The sequence below is a fragment of the Sinorhizobium sp. 22678 genome, assembly GCF_052044265.1.
GTDB classification, from domain to species: Bacteria; Pseudomonadota; Alphaproteobacteria; order Rhizobiales; family Rhizobiaceae; genus Sinorhizobium; species Sinorhizobium meliloti_A.
The window spans coordinates 290,997-314,002 of record NZ_JBQEMS010000001.1 but is presented as its reverse complement, the minus strand read 5'-3'; the positions used below and the strand labels follow the sequence as shown (position 1 = coordinate 314,002).

The following is a 23,006-nucleotide window of genomic DNA, read 5'->3' as shown; positions in this document are numbered from 1 at the left end:
CCTTTCGTTGCCCGTATTACGGGCCAGAAAGTGCCGCGTTGCTTTGCATTAAGAGAAGCATCCTATACATTATCGGAATTCTCTGGAGGAAGTTTTGCCGTGGACAGCAGCATCGCGCAGGCGCAGCATATCGACCTTCTGATCTTGCCGGAGACCAATCTCATCCTTGTCGCATCGGTTGTCGAACCGTTGCGCGCCGCCAATCGCATCGCCGGGCGCACGCTTTACAGCTGGAGCCTGTTCAGTCCGGACGGGAGGGCGATCGAGACGAAGAGCGGCATTCCCGTCCCGGTGGCCGGCGCCTTCCGCCCGCAGCGCGAGACGGCGCCGCTCTTCGTGCTTTCCAGCTACCACTGGCAGCGCAGCACCACCTCGCAGCTCAAGATGCTCCTGTCGCAGACGGCGCGGCACCGGGAGATGATGGCCGGAATCGAATCCGGCTCCTGGCTGCTGGCGGAGACGAGCCTCCTCGACAATTTCTCGGCCACCACCCATTGGGAGGATTTCGAGGATTTCGCCGCCGCCTATCCGCAGGTGACGATGGTGCGCGAGCGTTTCGTCATCGACCGAAAACGCATCACCACCGGCGGCTCGCTGCCGACGCTGGACCTGATGCTGGAACTGATCCGCCGCGCGCACGGCTATTCGCTGGCGCTCGAAGTGTCGCGCCTCTTCATCTACGAGCAGGAACGCACCCGCGGCGACCTCCTGCAGGTACCCGCGATCGGCAACATGCGCATTCTCGAGACTCGCGTCGGCGCCGCGGTCAAGCTGATGGAAGAAACGGTCGAGGCTCCGCTGACGCTCGCGCGGCTGGCGCGCCGCGTGGGGGTCAGCGCCCGGCACCTTCAGGATCTCTTCAAGGAGACCATGGGCGTCGCGCCGCACGAACACTATCTGGCGCTGCGGCTGAACGCAGCGCGGCGCAAGGTGATCGAAACGCGGATGGAGTTCGCCGACATTGCGGCGATTTCCGGCTTCAACTCGTCATCTTCATTTTCGCGCAGCTATCGCGCGCATTATCGCGAAAGCCCCAGCGAGACGCGCCGGCGGCTCAAGCTGAAGAACTGATTCAAGGGCTTCAGGCGGAAGATGAGCGAAGGTGAGTTTTGCGAGTCGAATCAGAGGTCTGCGGCCAATCCATCGAGAGATGATTCAGCGATCAGACCACCGTCTCGCCCCCGTCCACCACGAGGATCTGTCCGGTCATGTAGGAGGAACGGTCGGAAACAAGGAAGAGGATCGACTCGGCGATCTCGTCGACGCTCGCCCAGCGGCCGAGCGGAACCCTCTCGCGGATATAGGCTTCGATGGCCTCGCGCCCGCCCATCTGGTCGATGAAGGGTTCGTTGAAGGGCGTGTCGACCCAGCCGGGGCAGAGAGCGTTCACCCTGACACCGTATTTCGCATAGTCGCCCGCCATCTGCCGGGTCATGGCGATGACCGCGTGTTTCGTCGTCGTATAGGCGATCATCTCACGATCGTAGAGGACGCCGGACGAAGACGACGTGTTCACGATCACGCCGCGACCGGCCGCCTTCATCGAGGGCATGACGAGGCGGGCGGCCATGAAATGGGCGCGGACGTTGAGGTTCCAGGACCGGTCGAAACCCGCCACCTCGACCATTTCCAGGTCGCCGGCGACCTGCACTCCGGCGTGATTGTGCAGGATGTCGATCCGTCCGTGCCGATAGAGGACATCGGCAATGCCGTCCGCAAGCGCTTCGTCGTCGGTGACGTCGAGCGCGAGCGCTTCAGCGCTGCCGCCCCCGGTGGCGATCGCCGCCACGGTTTCGCCCGCGGCTTCCACGCTGCGGTCGACGACGACCACATGGGCGCCTTCGCGGGCCATGATGGCGGCACCCGCCCGGCCGATTCCGGAGCCCGCTCCGGTCACGATCGCGATCCGGTCATTCAGGATCATGGTTTCACTCCCCGGATTTGCTTTTCTTTTCGCGCATGAGCACGCGGGCGGTCAGGATAAGGAACAGCGAGGCGACCAGGACCAGGGTCGCGATCGCGTTGATTTCGGGCGTCACCCCGCGGCGGATCGAGGCGAAGACATAGATCGGCAGGGTCGTCTTCGAGCCGGCGACGAAAAAGGCGATGATGAAGTCGTCGAAGGAGAAGGTGAAGGCGAGGAGAAAGCCCGCGAGGATCGACGGCAGGATCTGCGGCAGCACGATCAGCCGGAAAGTGGTGAGCGGCGTCGCATAGAGGTCGCCCGACGCCTCGACGATGTCGCGGCCGAGGCTCGCGATGCGCGCCTTCACGATCATGGTGACGAGCGCCATCGAGAAGAGCCCGTGGGCGGCGATGATGGAGCCGTAACCGAGTCCCAGTTGCGGCGGCTGATCGCCCGGCCAGAGGGCTGCGATCGTCGGGTTGACGAAGGAGAAGACAGCGACGAGTGCGACCAGCGTCGCGATGCCGATGACGACGCCCGGGACGACGATCGCCGCGGCGAAGAGAGCATCGAAGAGAGCGCGCATGCGGGAGCCAAGCCGCTCCATGCCGAGCGCTGCCATGGTGCCGAAGACGGCGGCAAGCGTGGCGCTGGTGAAGGCGATGATCAGGCTGTTCTGCAGCGCCGAGACGAGAAAGGTGTTGCCGAGCGCCTTGCCGTACCAGGCGAGCGAAAAGCCCGTGAACTCGCTCGCATTGCGGCCGGCATTGAACGAGAAGAGCACGACCAGGGCGATCGGCGCATAAAGGAAGAGATAGACGGAGGAGATGAAGGCGCGCATCAGACGAGATCCACCTGTCTTGTTCCGGCGACCTTCCAGGCGATTCGCATCGCCACCATGAGCACGACGACGACGACGGCGACGAGTGTCACGGCGATCGCCGATCCGAAGGGCCAGTTCCGAGACTGCAGGAAGAGATCGACCAGCGCATTGCCGATGAAGAAGACCTTGCCGCCGCCGAGCAGCTGCGGGATCAGATACTCGCCGAGAAGCAGGATGGTGACGAGCGCGACGCCCGTCATGACGCCCGGCAGCGACAGCGGCAGAGTGACGCCCAGAAAGGTGGAGACGGGCTTGCCGCCGAGATCGGCGGAAGCCTCCAGCAGGCGGCGGTCGAGCTTTTCCAGGCTCACATAGATCGGCATGATCATCAGCGGCAGATAGCCGTAGACGATGCCGAGCAGCACGGCGCCGGGCGTATTCAGCATGCGGACGTCCTCGATGCCGATCATCGACAGGAGATTGGGAATGCCGCGCGAGCCGAGGATGTACATCCAGGCATAGGTACGCACGAGCAGGCTCGTCCAGAAAGGAACGACGACGAGCGAGACGAGTATGAGGCGGTAGCGCGGATTTGCCTTGACGGCGAGGTAATAGGCGACCGGATAGGCGACGATGAGGCAGAGCAGGGCGCCGGCCGGGGCGAGCATCAGCGTGTTCCAGAAGGCGGCCGCGCGAGTCGGCAGATTGGCGAACTGCGCAAAGGTGAAGGCCGGCTGGTATCCGCCTTCAGGCGCCCGCTCGCCAAAGGCGAAGACGAGCATGGCGATGAATGGGAGAACCAGGAAGACGGTGAGCCACGCGGCCGCCGGCGCAATCAGCGCCGCCGTAACCAGTTTCCTCTTCGTGTTCGTTGCTGCCTGCATGATTTGTCCGTGAACTGGAATGAAACTGCCCCTCACCCTAACCTCTCCCCGCAGGCGGGGAGAGGTTAGGGACGTCGCGGCTTGTGTCCTTCTCCCCGTTAAACGGGGAGAAGGACGCGGCAGCGGGATGAGGGGCATCTTGCCCGTATGTTCAAGCCGATTTGAAGCGCGCCATCAACTCGGCGCGGCCGGGATCCGTCAGCGTCACGGCAGCGCCGAATTCGAGCGGGGTGAGGGCCGCTTCGTCCGGATAGACGATCTTGTTCGAGGTGACATCGGCCGGGAGCAGCTTCATGACGCGGCTGTCGGTCGTCGGCGCGCCGTTGGCGATGTGTTCTTTAACGGCATTTTCAGGGGTCATCAGGAAATCGAGCAACGCGTAGCCCGCGGGCTTGTTCGCTGCACTCTTCGGGATCGCATAGAAGTCCGACCAGATCTCGCCGCCGTCCTTGCCGAGCACGAACTTGATCTCCGGCATGTCGCGATTGAGTTGGGCCCCGTCATTGGTCCAGCACATGGTCATCCACGCATCGGTCGCGCGCATCGAGGGCTGATAGTCGCTGTTGATGGCATAGAGATGCGGCTTGACCTTGATCAGCAACTCTTCGGCCTTGGCGAGCTCTTCGGGCTGGACCGAATTGAAGGAAAAGCCGAGCGAGACCAGCGCGTTGCCGATGGTGGTGAGCTGATAGTCGTGCACCATGGCGCGGCCGTCGGCTTCCGTCATCGCGACCTCGAAGAAGTCCTTCCAGCTCGCAACCGGCGCCTTGATCTTATCGGAATTCACCGCGATCCCGGTGGTTCCCCAGTTCTTCGGCACGGCATAGGTCTTTCCGTCGACGATGCCTTCATTGGTGAAGCGCTCATTTTCCGTAGAGGCGTCGTAGTTGGGCAGCTTGGAAAGATCGAGCTCGTCGATCAGGCCGAGCTTCACATAGGTCGAGATCGTGTAGTTCGTGGGGACGAAGAGGTCCCAGCCGGTGCCGCCCGCCTGCAGCTTCGCCAGCATTTCCTCGTTGGAACCGAAGACGTTGACTTCGACCGCAACGCCGGTCGCCGCGGTAAAGGCTTCGAAGGTGGCGGGATCGTGATAGTTCGGCCAGGTGGCGATCGACATCTGCGTGCCGAGGTCGCCGGCGGCGTAAGCGGCGGAGTTGAAGAGGCCGGGCTGGCGCGCCAATACGGCCGTCGCGAGGCCGAGGCCGGTGACGCCGAGGAAGTGACGACGCGAAACGGAGCCGCGCTTCAGGCGCATCAGCTCGTCGGCAAGCTTGTCCGCGGTGATCGGGGCATTCTCTCTGTACCACTTGGTCATGATGCTGTTCCCTTATCGTTGACGTCAATTGATTGCGGCAGATCGGGCCCTTCAGGCCGGAAAGACATGCATTGCATTCGGGTCGAAGCTTAGCCCGATCCTTTCGCCCGGCTCGGCGAGATCGCTGTCGTTCAGGCTGCGGCGGTCTGCGGTAACGAGAAAATCTCCTAGGCCCTCGACCTCGACCGAATATTCGACGGACGAGCCCAGGAAGATACGGTGGGTCACCGTGCCGCGCAGCGCAGCGCTGCCGTCGCGCACCAGGCTTATCGCCTCCGGGCGCAGCGCAACCATGACCGGGCCTGCCGTGCCGTTGGCGCGGGCGGGCTTGGCAAGTCCGACGCCATTGGCGAGGAGGACCGCGCCGGCGCCGGGTTCGATCGACCCGGCGATGCGGTTGGCCTTGCCGACGAAGTCGGCGACGAAGAGACTTGCCGGGCGGTCGTAGATTTCCTGCGGCGGTCCGAGCTGCACGATGCGGCCGGTGCTCATGACGCAGACGAAGTCGCTCATCGAGAGCGCCTCTTCCTGATCGTGCGTGACGAGCACGAAGGTGATGCCGAGCTCGCGCTGCAGGCTCTGCAGCTCGATCTGCATGGCGGTGCGCAGCTTCTTATCGAGCGCTGCGAGCGGCTCGTCGAGGAGCAGCACCTTCGGCTTGTTGACGATGGCGCGGGCGAGCGCCACGCGCTGCTGCTGTCCGCCGGACATTTCGTGGATCCGGCGCTTGCCGAAGCCGCCGAGGCGGACCATCTCCAGCGCCTCCTGAGCACGCCGGGTGATCTCGGCGGCCGGGATGCGGGGACGCATTTGCCTCAAGCCATAGGCGACGTTCTGCTCGACATCGAGATGCGGGAAAAGCGCATATTGCTGGAACACCATGTTGACCGGCCGGCGATAGGCAGGCACGCCGTTCATCGGTTGGCCGCCGATATAGACCATGCCTTCGCTCGGCTGCTCGAAGCCGCCGATCATGCGCAGGCATGTGGTCTTGCCGCAGCCGGATGGGCCGAGCAGCGCAACGAAGGCGCCCTTCGGCACCGCCAGGTTGATGTCCGATACGGCCGTTACGCTGCCATAGCGTTTGGCGACCGAACGGAATTCGATGTCGTTCGTCGAAGCGGATGTCACGTCTGTTCCCTGCGGTCGTTCTTGGAATTGCTCGCGGTTCATGCACCGCCGCTTCCACCGTCATTATCGGATAGCCTAGTCAAAAGCGCCCGGGCCGGTATATACCCCAAGAGAGGTATTTCAACCCAAAACGCCCTGTGGGAGGAGTATACCCCAGAGCGGCGGAGCGACCCGGGAGAACCGTTTGGGCATCGACCTCGACAGACTTTTTCAGGCGATGGCGCCGCTGGTGAACGGCGCCCCGATGGAAGACGAGGCTGTCGGCTGCACATTCCGGGGACTGATGTCCACCCTGATGACGTTCGATTACGTCGTCGTCTTCGCCTATCGGGGAAAAGAACGGCCGCTCGACCTTTACAGTACGTTCGACGCCGAGGATCACGTGCTCTTCGTGAGCCTCTATCAGGCTGGACCTTATCTGCTCGATCCGTTCTATCACGCCGCTCGTGCCCCCAAGCCCGGCGTGTGGCGCATGCGCGAACTGGCGCCCGACCGCTTTTTCTCGAGCGAGTACTACCGGACCTACTACGTCCAGACGGGGCTTGCCGAGGAGGTCGGCTTCTTCGTGCCGGTCAGCGAACAGGTCACCGTCGTCCTCTCCTTGATGCGGCGGGAGGCGACGGGGGTCTTCAGCGCGACGGAATTCGCTTTGCTGAAGAAGGCGGAGCTGCTGGTGGCGGCCCTCGTGCGCCATCATTGGGCGGAACTCGACCGTCGCTTCGATATGGCGCTCGCGAAAAAGGGCCGGGGCCGCCGGAAGGCGGCACATCCTCCGGCTGACGGGGTCTGGCGGCACCTCAATCTTACCGAGCGGGAAGCGGCGATCATCGAACTCGTGCTCCAGGGCCATTCTTCCGAATCGATCGGATTGAAGCTCGGCATTTCGACGGGCACGGTCAAAGTCCACCGCCGCAACGTCTATCGGAAGCTCGGCATTTCCTCGCAAACCCAGCTCCTGTCTCTCTACATCAAGAATCTCGGCCATTAGAGAGGCGGGCTTCCGCTTCTGCCGATCACCTGACGCCGCCGGCTTTCGAAAACTCCGCGGGACGCATCGCCGATGTGCCCGCGTTTTTTCGGCATGCGACCAACTGAGACTTGACAATTTTTTCAACCCGTGAAAATTATTTCATATCGAGATAAAAATATCATGCGCTGCAAAATTTATCATGCAGCGCAGCATCGGGTGGGAGGATATGGCGAGCATCGGTGGAATGGCTGTCCGCGAGGACGAGGCGAGCATGGCGACCCGCGCCGCCTGGCTGCATTACGCCGGCGGGCTGACCCAGGCCGAGGTCGCCAAGCGCCTGGGGCTCACGTCGCTCAAAGCACACCGGCTGATCATGAAGGCCAACCAGGAAGGGTTGGTGAAAGTCTATATCGACGGGGACGTCTCCGAATGCGTCGAGCTGGAGCAGAAGCTTTCCAGCCGTTACGGCCTGGACTATTGCGAGGTGGTCCCGGACTTCGACAGCGACGACCTGCCGCTGAAGGCGCTCGGCATCTCCGGGGCGCAGTTTCTCAGACGCGAGATCGAGCGCGGAGAGACGGCGCTGATCGGCGTCGGCCACGGACGCACGCTCGCAGCCAGCATCGAGTACATGCCGCGCACGGCGAGCAACAACACGCGCTTCGTTTCTCTGCTCGGCGGGCTCACGCGAAAATTCTCCGCCAATCCGCATGACGTTATCCACCGCCTGGCAGAGCGCACGGGCGCGGAAGCCTATGTGATGCCGGTGCCGTTCTTCGCCAATACGGTCGAGGACCGCGATGTCCTTTTCAGCCAGCGCGGCGTGCGGGAGGTCTTCGATCTCGCGAAGTCGGCCGACCTTCTGATGGTCGGAATCGGTACGGCCGAGCGCGAGGCTTCACTTGTGGCGACCGGGATGATCGAGATGCGCGAAATAGCGGAGATCCAGAAAGCGGGCGGCGTGGGCGAACTGCTCGGCCACTTCTTCGACGAGAAGGGCAGGCCGATAGAGACCGCGCTTTCGAACCGCACCTTCACGCTTGGCCGGCAGGACCTGAAGAACCGCCGCACCGTGGCGATTGCCGGGGGCAGGGTCAAGACGCGCCCGATTCGCGCGGTCCTGGAGAGCGGGTTCCTGAGCGGACTCATCACCGACGAGCGCACTGCGCAGACGCTCGCCGCTTGAGAAAACACGGGACCGAGGAGCGACGAAAATCGGCGCTGCGGTCCAGGGAGGCAATACCGGTTGGGTAGCCGGCAGCTCAGTCGAGCAGTTTTACCCGTAGTGGAGGAGAAAACAGATGTACGACAAGGAGAAAGACCTCATTGGCGCATTCCTGCGCGGAGAGGTGGACCGTCGCGGCCTGTTGAAGGGCCTTGGCGCGGCAGGCCTGACGGCGGGCACCGCCGGCACCCTGTTCAACATGATGTCGACCCAGGCGCTTGCCGCCGACTTCGACTGGAAGGCACATTCCGGCAAGTCGCTGAAGCTGCTCCTGAACAAGCATCCTTATGCGGATGCGATGATCGCCAATCTTCAGGCGTTCAAGGACCTGACCGGCATCGAAGTGACCTATGACGTCTTCCCGGAGGACGTCTATTTCGACAAGGTGACGGCGGCGCTCTCTTCCGGCTCGTCGGAATACGACGCCTTCATGACCGGCGCCTACATGACCTGGACCTACGGTCCGGCCGGCTGGATCACGGACCTCAACGAGTGGATCAAGGATCCGGCGAAGACAAATCCGCAATATGGCTGGGACGACTTCCTGCCGGGCGTCAAGGCTTCCTGCGCATGGAACGGCCAGCCGGGGGGTGCGCTCGGTTCGGAAGATGCCAAGCAATGGTGCATTCCGTGGGGCTACGAGCAGAACAACCTCTCCTATAATCAGGAGATGTTCGAAAAGGTCGGCGCAAGCGTTCCGAAGAACCTCGATGAACTCGTCGCTACCGCGGCAAAGCTCAACAAGGACGTGGGCGGCGGCGTCTACGGCATCGGCGTGCGCGGGTCCCGTTCCTGGGCGACCATCCATCCGGGCTTCCTTTCCGGCTACGCCAATTTCGGCCAGAAGGATCTGAACGTTTCGGAGGACGGCAAGCTTTCGGCCGCGATGAATACGCCTGAATCCAAGGCCTTCCACGCAAAATGGGTGCAGATGATCCAGGAGAGCGGCCCGAAGGACTGGTCGACCTATACCTGGTACCAGGTCGGCACGGACCTCGGCGCCGGCGCCTCCGCCATGATCTACGACGCCGACATTCTCGGCTACTTCATGAATGGCGGCGATAACAAGATGGCCGGCAAGCTCGCCTACGCGCCGTTTGCCGCCAACCCGGAAGCAAAGGCTCCGACGCCGAACATCTGGATCTGGTCGTTGGCCATGTCCAACTTCGCGAAGGACAAGGATGCGACCTGGTACTTCCTGCAATGGGCATCCGGTCTCGAGCACGCGATCTTCGGCGCGACCAAGATGGACTTCGTCAACCCGGTCCGGGCATCGGTCTGGAAGGACGAGATCTTCCGCGAGCGGTTGAACAAGAGCTATCCCGGTTATGTGGAGATGCACGACGTTTCGGCGCCGGGCGCGAAGATCCACTTCACCCCCCAGCCGCTTTTCTTCGACCTCACCACCGAATGGGCGGCGACGCTGCAGAAGATGGTGGCGAAGGAAGTGCCCGTCGACGAGGGTCTCGACAGGCTTGTCGAGAGCATCGACCGGCAGCTCGCGGAAGCCGGGCTCGGCTGATCGCACCTCCGGCTTGGAGCGGAGGCGGGCGGACATCATCGAACGTTCGCATCCATCCCGCTCCAGGCCAGCCCGCCGCCGGCGGGCCGCCGTTTCGGCACGAAAAGCAAATGGAAGAGGGGGTCTGGCTGCGCCGGCCGCGGCCGACCCCTTATGTCATAGACACAGGCATTTAGACGGAGCTGGCCATGGCTTCAGTAACGCACTCCAGCCCAAGGGGCAGCAGGTTCGGAATCAGCAAGAGGGCCTTGCCCTATGTGCTCTCCCTGCCGGCGCTTCTCGTGTGCATCGGTATCCTGATCCCGTTCTTCACGGCGGTGATCTATTCCTTCCAGCGCTACCGGCTTAGCCAGCCCTGGGCACGCCAGTTCAACTGGGGTGAGAACTATCTGAACTTCTTCACCGATCCGGGTTTCTGGAACACGCTGAAGATCTCGCTGCTCTATGCCGGCGTCACCGTGACCCTGGAGCTGCTGCTCGGTCTCGGCATCGCGCTGCTCCTGCAGCGCCGCTCCACGGTCAACAACTTTATCTCGATCATGCTGCTCCTGCCGCTGATGACGGCCCCGGCGCTCGCCGCGCTGATGTGGAAGCTGATGACCAATCCCGGCTTCGGAATCCTGAGCTATCTCGCAAGCCTCGTAGGCCTTGAGAATTTCCGCTGGGCCTCGTCGCCGGACACGGCTCTGCTGACCGTCGTGCTCGTCGACATCTGGGTCTATACGCCCTTCATCATGATCCTGCTGCTCGCGGGCCTCCGCTCGCTGCCGACGCAGCCTTTCGAAGCGGCGGCGCTCGACGGCGTGCCGCGCAGTTTCGTCTTCTTCCGCATCACCTTGCCGATGCTGACGCCCTATATTCTGACGGCGACGCTCTTCCGGCTGCTCGATTCGATCCAGCAGTTCGACATCATCTACGCGATGACGCAGGGCGGACCCGGGGACACGCTGACGGTCTTCCAGGTCGAGGCCTACCTCAACTTCTTCCAGTCGACCAATGTCGGGCGTTCAGCGGCGCTGCTGATCATCCTGTGGGCGATCACCTACGCCCTGTCGAACATCTTCATCAAGAACTGGCTCCGGCTGCGCGAACGCGCCCGCGGCGAAGCGTAAGGAGGCCGAAAATGGAAACCACCTCTCCGGTCGAAAGGCTCCTGCGCGGCGTCGCGCTCACCCTGGTCGTCGTCTTCTTCATGTTTCCGATCGTCTGGATCTTCCTCATGTCGTTCCAGACGAACGAGACGATCCTCAGAATACCCCCATCGGTGGTCTTCACGCCGACGCTCGAGAATTATGCGGCGCTGATCACCGGCAAACTCCAGACGGCTTCCGGCACGCTCGATATCGCCTTCATGCGCAATCTCGGCAATTCGGTCCTGCTGTCGGTCGCTTCCGTAGCTCTGGCGCTGGTCCTCGGCGTGCCGGCGGCCTATGCCTTCGCGCGGCACAAGTTCAGAGGGTCGGAGGACATCGCCTTCACGCTGCTCTCCTTCCGCTTTGCGCCGCCGCTGCTCGTGCTGCTGCCCCTGACGCAGTATTTTCAGTGGCTCGGCCTCTCGAACACCTATTTCGGTCTCATCTGGATCTACCAGCTGATCTGCCTGCCGCTCATCCTCTGGATCGTGCGCGGCTACTTCGAGGACATCTCGGCCGATGTCGAATATGCCTATCGCATCGCCGGCCACTCCTGGTTCTCGACGTTCCGCAAGATCGCCCTGCCGCTGGCAGGTCCCGGGATCGCAGCGGCCGGTCTGCTCGCCTTCATCTTCGCGTGGAACAATTTCGTGTTCGCCCTGGTGCTGGCGTCTGCGGACAAGCAGCCGGTGACAGTCGGCGCGCTGGCTTTCGTCACGGCCTCGGGCATCCAGTACGGCCAGATCGCCGCCGCGATCGTGCTCTCGATCACGCCGACGCTCGCACTCGCACTCTACGCCCAGCGCTACCTCGTCGAAGGCCTGTCGCTCGGTGCGGTGAAGGGATAATCGAATGACAACACTGCAACTGAAAAACATCGTCAAGCGCTACAAGAGCCAGGCGGTTCTGGACGATCTCTCGCTCGACGTGGCCAATGGCGAGCGACTGGTGCTCTTCGGCCCGTCCGGTTCCGGCAAGACCGTTCTGCTCCGGCTGATCGCCGGCGTCATCGAACCGGATGGTGGTCGGGTCCTGATCGGCGGCGAAGACATGACCGACGTGGACGCGGAGCATCGCGGGCTCGGCATGGCGTTCCAGAACTTTGCACTGTTCCCGCATATGAGCGCCTTCGACAACATCGCCAGCGCGCTGACCTCGCGGAAATCGTCCCGGGACACGATCGCCGCCGGCGTGCACAAGGTCGCAAAGCTCCTGAAGATCGATCATGTGCTGAGCCATCATCCGAAGGCGCTCTCCAACGGCCAGAAGCAGCGCACGGCACTTGCCCGCGCCCTCGTGGGCTCGCCGCCGCTGCTGCTTCTCGACGATCCGCTTCGCAACGTCGACGCGAAGCTGCGCTTCGAAATGAGGTTGGAACTGCCGCGCCTGCTCGCCGCTCAAGGGGCAACCGTCATCTACGTCACGCAGGACTATAAGGAGGCAATGGCGCTCGGCGACCGCATCGCGGTCATGGCGCATGGGCGTATCCGCCAGATCGGCACGCCGGCGGAAATCTACAACGCGCCCGCCGATATAGAGATCGCCCGGCTCTTCGGCGATCCGACCATCAACCTGCTCGATGTCGTGCCGCAGCGCGGACCGGACGGCGCGTTCGTCGAACTCTCCGACATGCGGCTGCGCCTACCGGGCTTCGGCGCGCAAATTGTCGAAAAGCAATGCGTTCTCGGCCTGCGCCCGGAGACGATCGCTTTTACCGAAGCCGCCGCGCAGGGCGCGATCCCCGTGACGGTCGAGGCGGAAACGCCGCTCAACGAGAAGACCGTGACGCTGGCGCTGACCGCCCGCGGCCGCGAGATCTTGGTGTCCCGTCCTGCCGGTACCCCCGGCCCGGTCGCCGGACCGGCGCATATCGCAGTCGACGGTCGGGCGGCCTTTCTGTTCGACAAGGCGACGGGCCAGCGCATCCTTCCTTCCGAACTGGCATCCAAGCGCGATGGAGAAGCGGCATGAACGCTACCGCTCTTTTGATCGACAATGTCGACAAGTTCTATGGCCCGGTCGACTACGGCGTTCACGCCGTGAAGCAGCTGAACATGGAGGTGAAGAAGGGTGAGATCATCGCGCTTCTGGGCTCCTCCGGCTGCGGCAAGACCTCTACCCTTCGCATGATCGCCGGCTTCGAACCGGTATCGCGCGGCACGATTTCGGTCGCCGGCCGGCAGGTGCATATGCTTGCGCCGGTCCGCCGCAACGTCGCCATGGCCTTCGAAGGCTATTCGCTCTATCCGCCGCTGACGGTACGCGAAAACATAGCTTTTGCGCTCAAGGCGTCGAAGCTCTCTCAAAGCGTCGTCGAAGAGAAGGTAGCGAGCATCGCCAAACTGCTCGAGATCGAGGATATTCTCGGCCGTTATCCGAGTTCGATTTCCGGCGGTCAGCAGCAGAGGGCGTCCCTCGGACGCGCGCTTATCCGCGACGCCGACCTGCATCTCCTCGACGAACCGATGGGCCAGCTCGAGCCGCAATTGCGCGCCGTGCTGCGCGGCCGTATCAAGCACTACATCAAGGAACGCGGGCTCACCGCCATTCTCGTCACCCACGATCAGACCGAAGCGAACGCGCTCGCCGACCGGATCGCCGTCATGGAAGGCGGCGTGCTGCAGCAGTTCGATACGCCGCAGAAGATCAAGGAGCGGCCGGCGAATCTCTTCACCGGAACCTTCGTCGGCGAGCCGCCGATGAACGTCTTCGAGGCAAGCGTCAGCGGCACGGACGCCCGCGTGACCTTCGGCCTCAAGGACGGGGTCCGGCTCGAATACCAGGCCGCCGATTTCTCCCATGCCGTCCGCAATGCGCTGATGAAGCGCCAGAATGTGGTTCTCGGCATCCGGCCCTATTCCGTCCGGCGCAGTGCAGACGGGGTGACGGGGCGTGTTGCCGTCAATCAATGGCTCGGCGACCAGACCCATATCGCGGCCGATTTCGCCGGCGGCACCATGGTGCTCGTCGAACACGACCGTACCAGCCTGGAGATCGGTCAGCCGATCGGCATCCGGCTCGACCCTGCAAGCCTGCACGTCTTCGACAGCGAGAGCGGTATGGCGATTTCGCACGGCGAGGAGCTCGCCTGATGCGCGACATCCTCATCGGCATCGATGCCGGAACGTCCGTCATCAAGTCCGTCGCCTTCGATCTCGGCGGCCGGCAGCTGGCGATGACGGCGGTTCCGAACAGCTATGAGGCGGTGGGCCGCACCGGCAGCGTTCAGGAGTTGCGGCGTACCTGGACGGACACGGTCAAAACCCTGGTCGAGCTCTCGGCCAGGATCGAGAACCTCCCTGGCCGTGTTGCCGCCATCGCGGTGACCGGTCAGGGGGACGGCACCTGGATGATCGACAGAGAGGGCGAGCCGGTGGGCAAGGGCTGGCTCTGGCTTGATGCGCGCGCGAGCGCAATCGTCGAACGCCTGCGGGCCGAAAGCGGCGATGCGGAGCGTTTCTCGCGCACCGGCTCCGGACTTGCCGCCTGCCAGCAGGGCCCGCAGTTGCGCTGGATGAAGGATCATGCACCGGAGATGCTGAAAGGTGCTGCGACCGCATTCCATTGCAAGGACTGGCTCTATTTCAATCTCACGGACAGGCGCGCGACCGATCCCTCGGAAGCGAATTTCACCTTCGGCGATTTCCGCAAGCGCCAGTATTCCGACGACGTGATCGACTTTCTCGGTCTCAACGAACTCAAACACCTGCTGCCGGAAATCATCGACGGGGCGAGCACGCATCACCCTCTCTCGGCTGCCGCCGCAGCCGCCACGGGCCTGCCGGCGGGGACGCCGGTGGTGCTTGGCTATGTCGACGTCGTCTGCACGGCGCTCGGCGCTGGCCTCTACGATCCCGGAACCGACACGGGCTGCTCGATCATAGGCTCGACAGGCATGCACATGCGTCTGGCCGCCGGCGCCGACGATGTTCGGCTCAACCAGGATCACACCGGCTACACCATGTGCATGCCGATTCCGGGCACCTATGCGCAGATGCAGTCGAATATGGCTGCGACGCTCAATATCGACTGGATCCTGCAGTTTGCGGGAGGTCTCCTCAAGGGCATGGGGATCGAGAAATCGAAGAACGATCTGCTCACCCATGTGGATGGCTGGCTTTCCGAGGCGAACGAGACTCCGCTTCTCTTCCAGCCCTACATTTCGGAGGCCGGTGAGCGCGGCCCCTTTGTCGATGCTTCGGCCCGCGCCTCCTTCGTCGGGCTTTCGATCAATCACGGCTTCGGCGACATGGTGCGTGCGGTCTTCGACGGTCTCGCCTTTGCCTCGCGGGATTGTTACGCCGCGATGGGGCCGCTGCCGGCCTGCGTTCGTCTGTCGGGCGGCGCTGCGCGCAGCGCCTCGCTGCGCCGCATTCTCGGCGGGGCTCTCGGCGCCAGCATCCAGACGAGCGAACGCGAGGAGGCGGGTGCCGCCGGTGCGGCGATGATCGCCGCCGTCTCTCTCGGCATTTATCCCTCGATGGCCGACTGCGTCCGCGAATGGGTGCGGCCCCACCATCGGCCGGCAGAACCCGCGGATGAAGAGCTTGCGCGCCGCTATGATGCGCTTTTCCCCGCCTACAAGCAGTCGCGCCTTGCGCTTCAACCCGTCTGGCATGCGCTCTCCCACGCAGCCGGAACGGGAAACCAACAGGAAAGACCGCAATGAAGAAGATAGCCATTATCGGCGACCGGTTCATGCTGCCGGATGTTTTTCGCGACAAGATCGTCGAGGCATGCGGCGACGGGCATGAGATCAGCATGCTCGAACTGCCCTGGCCGGACGTGCCGATGGAGCACGGCTATGCCGTGGAGGGCATGGACGGCCTCAAGGAATATCTCGGCAAGCCCGGCGAAATCGTCGACTTCGTCGGCGATGCCGAAATTCTCGTGACGCAGCTTGCGCCCCTGTCGCGAACGATGCTGGCTGACCTGCCGGGATTGAAGCTCGTCGCCGTGTCGCGCGGCGGTCCGGTCAATATCGACATGAAAGCCGCTCGCGAGGCGGGCGTCCTCGTCGTCAACACGCCCGGCCGCAATGCGAGTGCCGTCGCCGAATTCACGATCGGCGCCATCCTCGCGGAGACGCGCCTTATCCGCGTGGGGCACGAAGCGCTGAGGCGGAGCGAATGGCGGGGCGATCTCTACCGTGCCGACCGCACCGGCCGCGAGCTTTCCGAAATGACGGTCGGCGTCATCGGCTACGGCAATATCGGCACCAAGGTGGTCCGCTTGCTTCGTGCTTTCGGCACCAAGGTGCTCGTCCACGATCCCTATGTTCAGCTCAGCGCCGAAGACAGGAATGCCGGCGTCGAGCACGTCTCGCTCGACGAACTGCTTGCCCGCGCCGACCTGGTGACGCTGCATCCGCGCGTCAGCGAAGAGACGAAGAACATGATGAATGCGGAGACCTTCGCGAAGATGAAGCCGGGGGCGATCTTCGTGAACACGGCCCGCGGACCGCTCTGCGACTATGACGCGCTTTACGAGAATCTCGTCAGCGGCCATCTCGCAAGCGCGATGCTGGAGACGTTTGCCGTCGAGCCCGTGCCGGAAGGCTGGCCGCTGTTGAATCTTCCCAATGTGACGCTGACGCCGCATATCGCGGGCGCGTCGGTACGCACCGTGACCTATGCGGCCGAAATGGCTGCCGAGGAAGTGCGCCGCTACATCGCCGGCCTGCCGCCGGTCAATCCGTGCTGAGGTGGGACGATGAACGAACTTCAACTGCGCCAGTCGATCATCGACCATTGCCGCCACATGAATGCGATTGGCCTCAACCAGGGCACTTCGGGCAATATCAGCCTGAGCCATAACGGCACGATGCTGATCACCCCGTCTGCGATCCCCTATGCCCAGATGACGCCTGACATGATCGTCGCCATGCCGATCGACGGCGAGTATGGCGCCTGGGCAGGCCCCAAGAGGCCGTCGGTCGAATGGCCCTTCCACCTCGACATTCTGCGGGCGCGGCCGGATGTCGGCGCCGTCGTTCATACCCACGCGACCTTCTCGACGATCCTCGCGATCGCGGGCAAGCCGATTCCCGCCTGCCACTACATGATCGCCGCCTTCGGCGGTTCCGACGTGCGCGTCGCCGATTACGCCCGCTACGGCACGAAGGCGCTGTCGGAGAACGTGTTGAAGGCGATGGAGGGGCGTTCCGCCTGCCTCATGGCCAATCACGGCATGATCGCGACCGGTTCGAGCCTGGAAAAGGCGATGTGGGCGGCGATCGAGCTCGAGACGATCGCCAAGCAATATTACCACGCGCTCCTGATCGGCGGCCCGGTGGTCCTGCCTGAGGAGGAAATCGCCGGCGTCATCGAGGGATTCGCCACTTACGGCCATCAGGACAAACCCAACGGCGAGGCCGCCTGACCGCATGACGACGACAGGAGACAAGCACGTGAGTTCCGAAACCGGTACATACGACCTTTTCGTCATCGGCGGCGGCATAAACGGGGCGGGCATTGCCCGCGACGCGGCAGGGCGGGGGCTCTCCGTCCTGCTCTGCGAGAAGGACGATCTGGCGCAGGGCACGAGTTCCCGCTCCGGCAAGCTCGTTCATGGCGGCTTACGCTACCTCGAATATTACGAGTTCCGCCTGGTGCGCGAAGCCCTGATAGAGCGCGAGGTTCTGCTGGAATCCGCACCTCACATCATCTGGCCGATGCGTTTCGTGCTGCCGCACAATCCGGCCGACAGGCCGGCCTGGCTCGTACGGCTCGGCCTCTTCCTCTACGATCACCTGGGCGGCCGCAAGCGCCTCCCCGGCACGCGGGTGCTCAACCTGCGTACGGCCCCGGAAGGCGCTGCGATCAAGCCGGCCTATCGCAAGGCCTTCGAATATTCCGACTGTTGGGTGGACGACGCCCGCCTCGTCGTGCTCAACGCGCTCGACGCGAAAAAGAAAGGCGCCCGGATACTGACCCGCACCGCCTGCACCGGTATTCGCCGGCGAGGCGACCTCTGGCATGTCGAGATGACCGATGCCGCGACCGGAGCGAAGACGGAGGCCAAGGCGCGCTGCGTGGTCAATACCGCCGGGCCCTGGGTCAACGACGTGATCGGCCGCGTTGCGGGGCTGAATTCGAGCCGCAGCGTCCGCCTCGTCAAGGGCAGCCACATCGTCGTGCCGAAGTTCTGGGAGGGGCGGCAGGCCTATCTCGTCCAGAACCCCGACAAGCGCGTGATCTTCATCAATCCCTATCAGAACGACCTGGCGCTGATCGGCACCACGGATATTCCCTATGACGGGCGGCCTGAGGACGTCGCGGCGGACGAAAACGAGGTCGCCTATCTCCTGAAATCGGTGAACCGCTATTTCAAGCAGCAACTGGCGCCGGGCGACATCCTTCACAGCTTCTCGGGTGTGCGTCCGCTTTACGACGACAATGCCGAAAATCCGTCGGCAGTGACGCGCGACTATATTTTCGAGCTCGACGCCGCCGGGAAGGACGCGCCGCTGCTCTCGGTGTTCGGCGGCAAGATCACGACCTTCCGCAAGCTTTCCGAGCACGCGCTCGAACGGTTGAAGCCTTTCTTTCCGAAGATGGGCCCGGCCTGGACGGCGCGTGCGCATCTGCCGGGCGGCGACATGGCGGATGCGGATTTCGACCAGTTTCTCGGCGACCTGCGCGCGCGCTACCGGTGGCTGCCGTCGGACCTCGCCAAGCACTACGCCCGGCTTTACGGCACGCGGGCGCATGATCTGATCGGCAGCGCCACCTGCCTCGACGAGCTCGGGACGGCGTTCACGCAGCTCTTCCGGGAGCGGGAAGCCCGCTTCCTCATAGAGAATGAATGGGCGCGAACGGCGGAAGACCTGATGGAACGGCGCACGAAACACGGCCTGCATATGAGCGACGCCGAGAAGCGGGCCTTCAGCGGCTGGTTCGAGGGCCAGCAGGCTGCGGCGTGAGAAGGAAGAATTGATGTTGCGAAGCTCCGAATTCGAAGCGCTTCTCGATCTGTCGGCGCGTGTCGGCGCCGATCCGGATCTCGTTCAGGGCGCGGGCGGCAATACCTCGATCAAGGAAGGCGGAACCCTCTGGATCAAGGCTTCCGGCCTGTGGCTTGCCCATGCCCGTCGGCGCGACGTGATGGTCGCGGTCGCGCTCGACCCGTTGCTCGACGCATTGGAGCGGGACGACCCGGCGACGGAGAAGGCGCAGGATTTCGTCGTCGAGGATCTGAACCCCTCGGGCCTCAGGCCGTCGATCGAAACCACGGTCCACGCGCTGATGCCGCAGAAGGTGGTGGTTCATGTCCATTGCGTCGAGACGATCGCGACCGCCGTTCACGCCGACGCGGCCGCGATTGCCGAAGAGAAGCTTCAGGGCATTCCCTACGCCTTCGTTCCCTATGCCAGGCCGGGGTTGCCGCTCGCCAAGGCAATTGCCGAGCGGATTCGGGATGATACCTCGGTCCTGGTACTCGGAAATCACGGGCTCGCCGTCGCCGCCGAGACGGTCGCGGACGCCGCGCGTCTTCTCGCAGAGGTATCCCAGCGCTTCGCCGTGCCCGTGCGGCGGGCGCCTTCCGCCGACCTTGAGGCGCTGTCGCGCCTTGCGGTCAACAGCGCCTATCGGCTGCCCGACGACGGGCGGATCCACGATGCCGCGACCGATCTCGAAAGCTGCAGAATTGCTGCGGGAGGCAGCCTCTATCCGGACCACGTGATCTTTCTCGGCAAGGGATCGGTTGTCGCCGCTCCGGGAGAGAACGCGCTCTCTCTCGAAGAGGGATTCCGTCGCGCGGGAGAGAGCCTGCCGCCGGTCCTTCTCTTTCCCGGCAAGGGCGCCTTGGTGCTCAAGGATATCTCTGCCGGCGCGCTCGCCATGGCGCGCTGCCTTTCGGACGTGACGGCGCGAATCCCGGAGGGTGCAAGGCTGCGCTATCTCACCGATGCGGAAAACGCGGAACTTCTCGGCTGGGACGCGGAAAAATACCGCCAGCAGCTGAACCGTGCAGGGCAGGTGCTGCAATGAGCGGCCAGGGCAAGCTCGTTCTCGGCATCGACCTCGGCACGTCCGGTGCACGTGCCGTGGCGATGACCGCTGCGGGCGAGATCGTCGCGTCGGGCGCAGCCAGGCTTGCCGCCTTTTCCGATGACCATCGCGATCCGCTTGGCTGGTGGAAGGCTGTCCAGGCCGCGCTTGCGCAGGCACTCGAAGCCGTCGACGGCTCGCATATATGTGCGCTCGGCATCGACGGCACGTCGGGCACCATGCTCCCGGTCGCTGTCGACGGAGCGCCGCTCGCGACGCCGCTCATGTATAACGACCCGGTCGGCGATCCCGCCGTTCTGGAGCGTATCGCCGTTCATGCACCCAAGGAGAGTGCGGCACATGGCGCGACATCGGGCCTGGCCAAGCTGCTGACCTTCCAGTCGCTCCCGGACGTCTTCCGTGTCATCCACCAGGCCGACTGGATTGCCGGCCATTTCACCGGGCTTTATGACATCAGCGACGAAAACAACGCGCTGAAGACCGGCTACGATCCCGTTGCCCGCAGCTGGCCGGAATGGCTTGCGCGGACCGGCGCGCGTATCGATCTTCTGCCCGATGTTCTGCCGGCGGGGGCGCCGGTCGCGACGATCTCGCGGGCCGCGGCGGAAGCCTTCGGACTGCCGAGCGAAGCCGTTATCGTTGCGGGTACGACGGACGGCTGCGCCTCCTTCCTTGCAACCGGCGCTGACCGGCCGGGTGATGCCGTCAGTGCGCTGGGCACGACGCTGACGGTGAAGATGCTCTCTGACAAACCGCTCTTTGCCCCGGAATTCGGGCTCTACAGCCACCGGATCGGCGATATGTGGCTTGCCGGCGGCGCCTCCAATACCGGTGGCGCGGTTCTCGCTGCGCATTTCAGCAGCGATCGGATCGCCGAGCTTTCGGAGCAAATCGACCCGGCGAGCGATACGGGCCTCGACTTCTATCCGCTGCTGAAACCCGGCGAGCGGTTCCCGGTGGCCGATCCCGCCTTCATGCCGCGCATGGAACCGCGCCCGACGGAGGACGCCGAATTCCTGAAGGCGATCTTCGAGGGCATCGCGGGGGTCGAGCGTCTTGCTTATGAGCGGCTCGTATCCCTCGGCAGCCCGGCCCTGGGCTCGATCCGCACCGTCGGCGGCGGCGCGAAGAACGGGGTGTGGACCGAAATCCGAAAACGGAGGCTCGCCGTTCCCTTCCTGCCGGTGCTATCGGAAGAGGCGGCTGCCGGCGCCGCTCGCCTGGCGCTGTCGGGAGCGAAAGCGGCGGGCGTGCTATGAGCGCCGTCCGGGAAATTCCAGCCCTCTCTGCGATATCGGACGCATATGATGCCTTTCTCGTGGATCAATACGGAGTGCTGAGAGACGGTCGCGGGCCCTATCCGGGTGCGGCGGAAACGCTTGTCCGTCTCAAACAGGCCGGAAAGCGGGTCATCATCCTCTCCAATTCCGGCAAGCGCTCGGCCGAGAACGATCGGCGGCTGGAGGCACTCGGTTTCCAGGGCGGAAGCTGGGACTGGTTCCTGACCTCGGGAGAGGTTGCCTGGCAGCTCTTGAAACGGGAGGCCGAAGGCGAGGGCGGCGCAGCGCGCAAGTGCCTTCTGATCAGCCGCGACGGCGATCAGTCGCCGCTCAAGGGGCTGAATCTCGTCCGCACCGAGAGCGGTGAAGACGCGGACATCGTGCTGCTGGCGGGGAGCGAGGGCGATATCCATCCGCTTGCCTATTACGAAGATCTGCTGGGACCGGCTGCCCGGCGAGGCATCCCGTGCCTCTGTACCAACCCGGACAAGGTTATGCTGACGAGGAGCGGCCCGGCCTTCGGCGCCGGTCGCATCGCCGAGCTTTACGAAGAGCTGGGCGGTCCTGTGCGCTGGATCGGCAAGCCGTTTGCCGACATCTACGACTTCGCGCTCGATTTTCTCGGGCGGCCGGAGCCGCGGCGCGTCTGTGCCATAGGCGACAGCGTCGAGCATGACATTGCCGGGGCTGCGGCGGCCGGGCTCGGCTCGGTGCTCGTCGCCACCGGAATTCTCGAGCAGCGGTCGGACGCGGAGCGCCGGCAGCTCTTCCGGGAGCACGGCGCGAGCCCCGATTTCATCCTCCCGAAATTCCTCTGGTAGCAAGGAGCCGGCAATGGCCTTCACGCTGTCCCTCAACACCAATCCTCTGGTCAACCGCTTTGCCGAGGCGGACGACCTGATCGACACCATCGCCGAGAAGATCCGCATCGGTTACGTCCAACTCACCCATGAATTCGTCAATCCAGGCTGGCCGGCGGCGACGATCAACAAGACGCTGCGGCAGTTTCGAACGGCGCTCGGCCGAACCGGCGTGAAAATCACCTCCGGCATGACGGGCCCATATGGCCGTCTCAATCATTTCGGACATCCCGACCCGGACGTCCGGCGCTATTATGTCGACTGGTTCAAGACTTTTGCCGATATCTCCGCCGAGCTCGGCGCCTCCGGCATGGGTACGCAATTCGCGATCTTCACCCTCAGGGATTATCACGACCCGGCGCGTCGCGAGGAGCTGATGACGATCGCCATCGAATGCTGGCGCGAGGTGGCAGAGCACGCCAAGGCCGCGGGCCTTTCCTATGTCTTCTGGGAGCCGATGTCGGTCGGCCGGGAGTTCGGCCACACGATCGAGGCGTGCAGGGCGCTCGACCGGCGTCTGGCGGCAGCCGACCTGCCGATCCCGATGAGGATGATGGTCGACATCGATCATGGCGACGTCACATCGCCGAACGCCGCCGACGTCGATCCCTATGCCTGGGCGGAGGCCTTTCCGCGGCAGTCGCCGATCATTCACGTCAAGCAGTCCTCGATGAACAAGGGCGGACACTGGCCCTTCACGGCCGCCTACAACAAGGACGGCAGGATCACGCCCGAACGACTGCTCGAGGCCGTCAGGAGGGGAGGCGGGACGGACAACGAAATCTGCCTGGAGCTTTCCTTCCGGGAGCGCGAACCGACCGACCGCAACGTGGTGGAAATGATTCGGGAGTCGGTTGAATTCTGGGAGCCGTTTATCGATACGGGATTTAATGCTTCGAAATTATCACAATGAAATGTAACAAAATCCCATATTTGAGTAGAA

Annotated in this window: 21 protein-coding genes; 16 read left to right on the top strand and 5 right to left on the bottom strand. The window is 63.7% G+C overall.

Features of this window, described 5'->3' with window-relative positions; translation table 11 throughout:
- Positions 1-99: 99 nt before the first annotated feature.
- On the top strand, positions 100-1,071 hold the full coding sequence (locus ACTJKL_RS01665) for a GlxA family transcriptional regulator (RefSeq protein WP_440852014.1): 972 nt from the start codon (positions 100-102) through the stop codon (positions 1,069-1,071).
- A 91-nt stretch (positions 1,072-1,162) separates the two neighbouring features.
- Here ACTJKL_RS01665 and ACTJKL_RS01660 read toward each other — a convergent pair whose 3' ends face one another.
- From ACTJKL_RS01660 to ACTJKL_RS01640, 5 genes are all read right to left on the bottom strand, one after another.
- Positions 1,163-1,924, bottom strand: coding sequence for an SDR family NAD(P)-dependent oxidoreductase (locus ACTJKL_RS01660; protein ID WP_440852013.1), 762 nt, complete (start codon positions 1,922-1,924; stop codon positions 1,163-1,165).
- A gap of 4 nt (positions 1,925-1,928) precedes the next feature.
- Positions 1,929-2,747, bottom strand: a complete 819-nt coding sequence (locus ACTJKL_RS01655; RefSeq protein WP_018095524.1) for an ABC transporter permease — start codon at positions 2,745-2,747, stop codon at positions 1,929-1,931.
- Entirely contained in the window at positions 2,747-3,613 is an 867-nt protein-coding gene (locus ACTJKL_RS01650; protein ID WP_018095523.1) for an ABC transporter permease, read from the bottom strand. The genes ACTJKL_RS01655 and ACTJKL_RS01650 overlap by 1 nt, the downstream gene beginning before the upstream one ends.
- A gap of 151 nt (positions 3,614-3,764) precedes the next feature.
- Positions 3,765-4,928, bottom strand: a complete 1,164-nt coding sequence (locus ACTJKL_RS01645; protein WP_338282476.1) for a polyamine ABC transporter substrate-binding protein — start codon at positions 4,926-4,928, stop codon at positions 3,765-3,767.
- 51 nt (positions 4,929-4,979) lie between these two features.
- Positions 4,980-6,101 (bottom strand): ABC transporter ATP-binding protein, encoded by a 1,122-nt coding sequence (locus tag ACTJKL_RS01640; protein ID WP_440852012.1) that lies wholly within the window; start codon positions 6,099-6,101, stop codon positions 4,980-4,982.
- Between the two features lie 142 nt (positions 6,102-6,243).
- Between ACTJKL_RS01640 and ACTJKL_RS01635 the strand changes: the two genes are divergently transcribed.
- From ACTJKL_RS01635 to ACTJKL_RS01565, 15 genes are all read left to right on the top strand, one after another.
- Positions 6,244-7,047 carry a helix-turn-helix transcriptional regulator gene (locus ACTJKL_RS01635; RefSeq protein WP_275597613.1) on the top strand — a complete coding sequence of 268 codons (804 nt, stop codon included), beginning with the start codon at positions 6,244-6,246 and terminating at the stop codon, positions 7,045-7,047.
- Between the two features lie 208 nt (positions 7,048-7,255).
- Positions 7,256-8,215, top strand: coding sequence for a sugar-binding transcriptional regulator (locus tag ACTJKL_RS01630; protein ID WP_100671974.1), 960 nt, complete (start codon positions 7,256-7,258; stop codon positions 8,213-8,215).
- Between the two features lie 115 nt (positions 8,216-8,330).
- The gene (locus tag ACTJKL_RS01625; RefSeq protein WP_018095518.1) at positions 8,331-9,776 is read left to right on the top strand and encodes an ABC transporter substrate-binding protein; all 1,446 of its coding nucleotides are present in this window, start codon (positions 8,331-8,333) and stop codon (positions 9,774-9,776) included.
- Positions 9,777-9,964: 188 nt separating this feature from the next.
- Entirely contained in the window at positions 9,965-10,888 is a 924-nt protein-coding gene (locus ACTJKL_RS01620; RefSeq protein ID WP_018095517.1) for a carbohydrate ABC transporter permease, read from the top strand.
- An 11-nt stretch (positions 10,889-10,899) separates the two neighbouring features.
- Positions 10,900-11,757: a carbohydrate ABC transporter permease gene (locus ACTJKL_RS01615; protein WP_010969796.1), complete on the top strand. Its 858-nt coding sequence runs from the start codon at positions 10,900-10,902 to the stop codon at positions 11,755-11,757.
- Positions 11,758-11,761: 4 nt separating this feature from the next.
- Entirely contained in the window at positions 11,762-12,880 is a 1,119-nt protein-coding gene (locus tag ACTJKL_RS01610; RefSeq protein ID WP_018095515.1) for an ABC transporter ATP-binding protein, read from the top strand.
- Positions 12,877-14,001, top strand: a complete 1,125-nt coding sequence (locus ACTJKL_RS01605; RefSeq protein ID WP_127711264.1) for an ABC transporter ATP-binding protein — start codon at positions 12,877-12,879, stop codon at positions 13,999-14,001. The genes ACTJKL_RS01610 and ACTJKL_RS01605 overlap by 4 nt, the downstream gene beginning before the upstream one ends.
- Positions 14,001-15,578, top strand: coding sequence for an FGGY-family carbohydrate kinase (locus tag ACTJKL_RS01600; RefSeq protein ID WP_440852011.1), 1,578 nt, complete (start codon positions 14,001-14,003; stop codon positions 15,576-15,578). The genes ACTJKL_RS01605 and ACTJKL_RS01600 overlap by 1 nt, the downstream gene beginning before the upstream one ends.
- Positions 15,575-16,612 carry a 2-hydroxyacid dehydrogenase gene (locus ACTJKL_RS01595; protein WP_100671746.1) on the top strand — a complete coding sequence of 346 codons (1,038 nt, stop codon included), beginning with the start codon at positions 15,575-15,577 and terminating at the stop codon, positions 16,610-16,612. The genes ACTJKL_RS01600 and ACTJKL_RS01595 overlap by 4 nt, the downstream gene beginning before the upstream one ends.
- 9 nt (positions 16,613-16,621) lie before the next feature.
- Positions 16,622-17,290 (top strand): class II aldolase/adducin family protein, encoded by a 669-nt coding sequence (locus ACTJKL_RS01590; protein ID WP_440852010.1) that lies wholly within the window; start codon positions 16,622-16,624, stop codon positions 17,288-17,290.
- A 4-nt stretch (positions 17,291-17,294) separates the two neighbouring features.
- Positions 17,295-18,833 carry a glycerol-3-phosphate dehydrogenase gene (locus tag ACTJKL_RS01585; protein WP_440852009.1) on the top strand — a complete coding sequence of 513 codons (1,539 nt, stop codon included), beginning with the start codon at positions 17,295-17,297 and terminating at the stop codon, positions 18,831-18,833.
- A 13-nt stretch (positions 18,834-18,846) separates the two neighbouring features.
- Complete coding sequence (locus ACTJKL_RS01580) at positions 18,847-19,902, top strand: class II aldolase (RefSeq protein ID WP_018095509.1); 1,056 nt, start codon at positions 18,847-18,849, stop codon at positions 19,900-19,902.
- Complete coding sequence (locus tag ACTJKL_RS01575; RefSeq protein WP_440852008.1) at positions 19,899-21,182, top strand: FGGY-family carbohydrate kinase; 1,284 nt, start codon at positions 19,899-19,901, stop codon at positions 21,180-21,182. Before ACTJKL_RS01580 ends, ACTJKL_RS01575 begins: the two co-directional genes overlap by 4 nt.
- Entirely contained in the window at positions 21,179-22,024 is an 846-nt protein-coding gene (locus ACTJKL_RS01570) for a TIGR01459 family HAD-type hydrolase (protein WP_440852007.1), read from the top strand. Before ACTJKL_RS01575 ends, ACTJKL_RS01570 begins: the two co-directional genes overlap by 4 nt.
- Before the next feature lie 13 nt (positions 22,025-22,037).
- On the top strand, positions 22,038-22,976 hold the full coding sequence (locus ACTJKL_RS01565) for a sugar phosphate isomerase/epimerase family protein (protein ID WP_440852006.1): 939 nt from the start codon (positions 22,038-22,040) through the stop codon (positions 22,974-22,976).
- The last annotated feature ends 30 nt before the right edge of the window (positions 22,977-23,006 follow it).

Excerpts from the sequence above, each read along its gene's own strand:
- ACTJKL_RS01660 (WP_440852013.1), bottom strand. The coding sequence starts at position 1,924 with ATGATCCTGAATGACCGGATCGCGATCGTGACCGGAGCGGGCTCCGGA.
- ACTJKL_RS01655 (WP_018095524.1), bottom strand. The coding sequence starts at position 2,747 with ATGCGCGCCTTCATCTCCTCCGTCTATCTCTTCCTTTATGCGCCGATC.
- ACTJKL_RS01650 (WP_018095523.1), bottom strand. The coding sequence starts at position 3,613 with ATGCAGGCAGCAACGAACACGAAGAGGAAACTGGTTACGGCGGCGCTG.
- ACTJKL_RS01645 (WP_338282476.1), bottom strand. The coding sequence starts at position 4,928 with ATGACCAAGTGGTACAGAGAGAATGCCCCGATCACCGCGGACAAGCTT.
- ACTJKL_RS01640 (WP_440852012.1), bottom strand. The coding sequence starts at position 6,101 with ATGAACCGCGAGCAATTCCAAGAACGACCGCAGGGAACAGACGTGACA.
- ACTJKL_RS01630 (WP_100671974.1), top strand. The coding sequence starts at position 7,256 with ATGGCGAGCATCGGTGGAATGGCTGTCCGCGAGGACGAGGCGAGCATG.
- ACTJKL_RS01625 (WP_018095518.1), top strand. The coding sequence starts at position 8,331 with ATGTACGACAAGGAGAAAGACCTCATTGGCGCATTCCTGCGCGGAGAG.
- ACTJKL_RS01620 (WP_018095517.1), top strand. The coding sequence starts at position 9,965 with ATGGCTTCAGTAACGCACTCCAGCCCAAGGGGCAGCAGGTTCGGAATC.
- ACTJKL_RS01615 (WP_010969796.1), top strand. The coding sequence starts at position 10,900 with ATGGAAACCACCTCTCCGGTCGAAAGGCTCCTGCGCGGCGTCGCGCTC.
- ACTJKL_RS01610 (WP_018095515.1), top strand. The coding sequence starts at position 11,762 with ATGACAACACTGCAACTGAAAAACATCGTCAAGCGCTACAAGAGCCAG.
- ACTJKL_RS01605 (WP_127711264.1), top strand. The coding sequence starts at position 12,877 with ATGAACGCTACCGCTCTTTTGATCGACAATGTCGACAAGTTCTATGGC.
- ACTJKL_RS01600 (WP_440852011.1), top strand. The coding sequence starts at position 14,001 with ATGCGCGACATCCTCATCGGCATCGATGCCGGAACGTCCGTCATCAAG.
- ACTJKL_RS01595 (WP_100671746.1), top strand. The coding sequence starts at position 15,575 with ATGAAGAAGATAGCCATTATCGGCGACCGGTTCATGCTGCCGGATGTT.
- ACTJKL_RS01590 (WP_440852010.1), top strand. The coding sequence starts at position 16,622 with ATGAACGAACTTCAACTGCGCCAGTCGATCATCGACCATTGCCGCCAC.
- ACTJKL_RS01585 (WP_440852009.1), top strand. The coding sequence starts at position 17,295 with ATGACGACGACAGGAGACAAGCACGTGAGTTCCGAAACCGGTACATAC.
- ACTJKL_RS01580 (WP_018095509.1), top strand. The coding sequence starts at position 18,847 with ATGTTGCGAAGCTCCGAATTCGAAGCGCTTCTCGATCTGTCGGCGCGT.
- ACTJKL_RS01575 (WP_440852008.1), top strand. The coding sequence starts at position 19,899 with ATGAGCGGCCAGGGCAAGCTCGTTCTCGGCATCGACCTCGGCACGTCC.
- ACTJKL_RS01570 (WP_440852007.1), top strand. The coding sequence starts at position 21,179 with ATGAGCGCCGTCCGGGAAATTCCAGCCCTCTCTGCGATATCGGACGCA.
- ACTJKL_RS01565 (WP_440852006.1), top strand. The coding sequence starts at position 22,038 with ATGGCCTTCACGCTGTCCCTCAACACCAATCCTCTGGTCAACCGCTTT.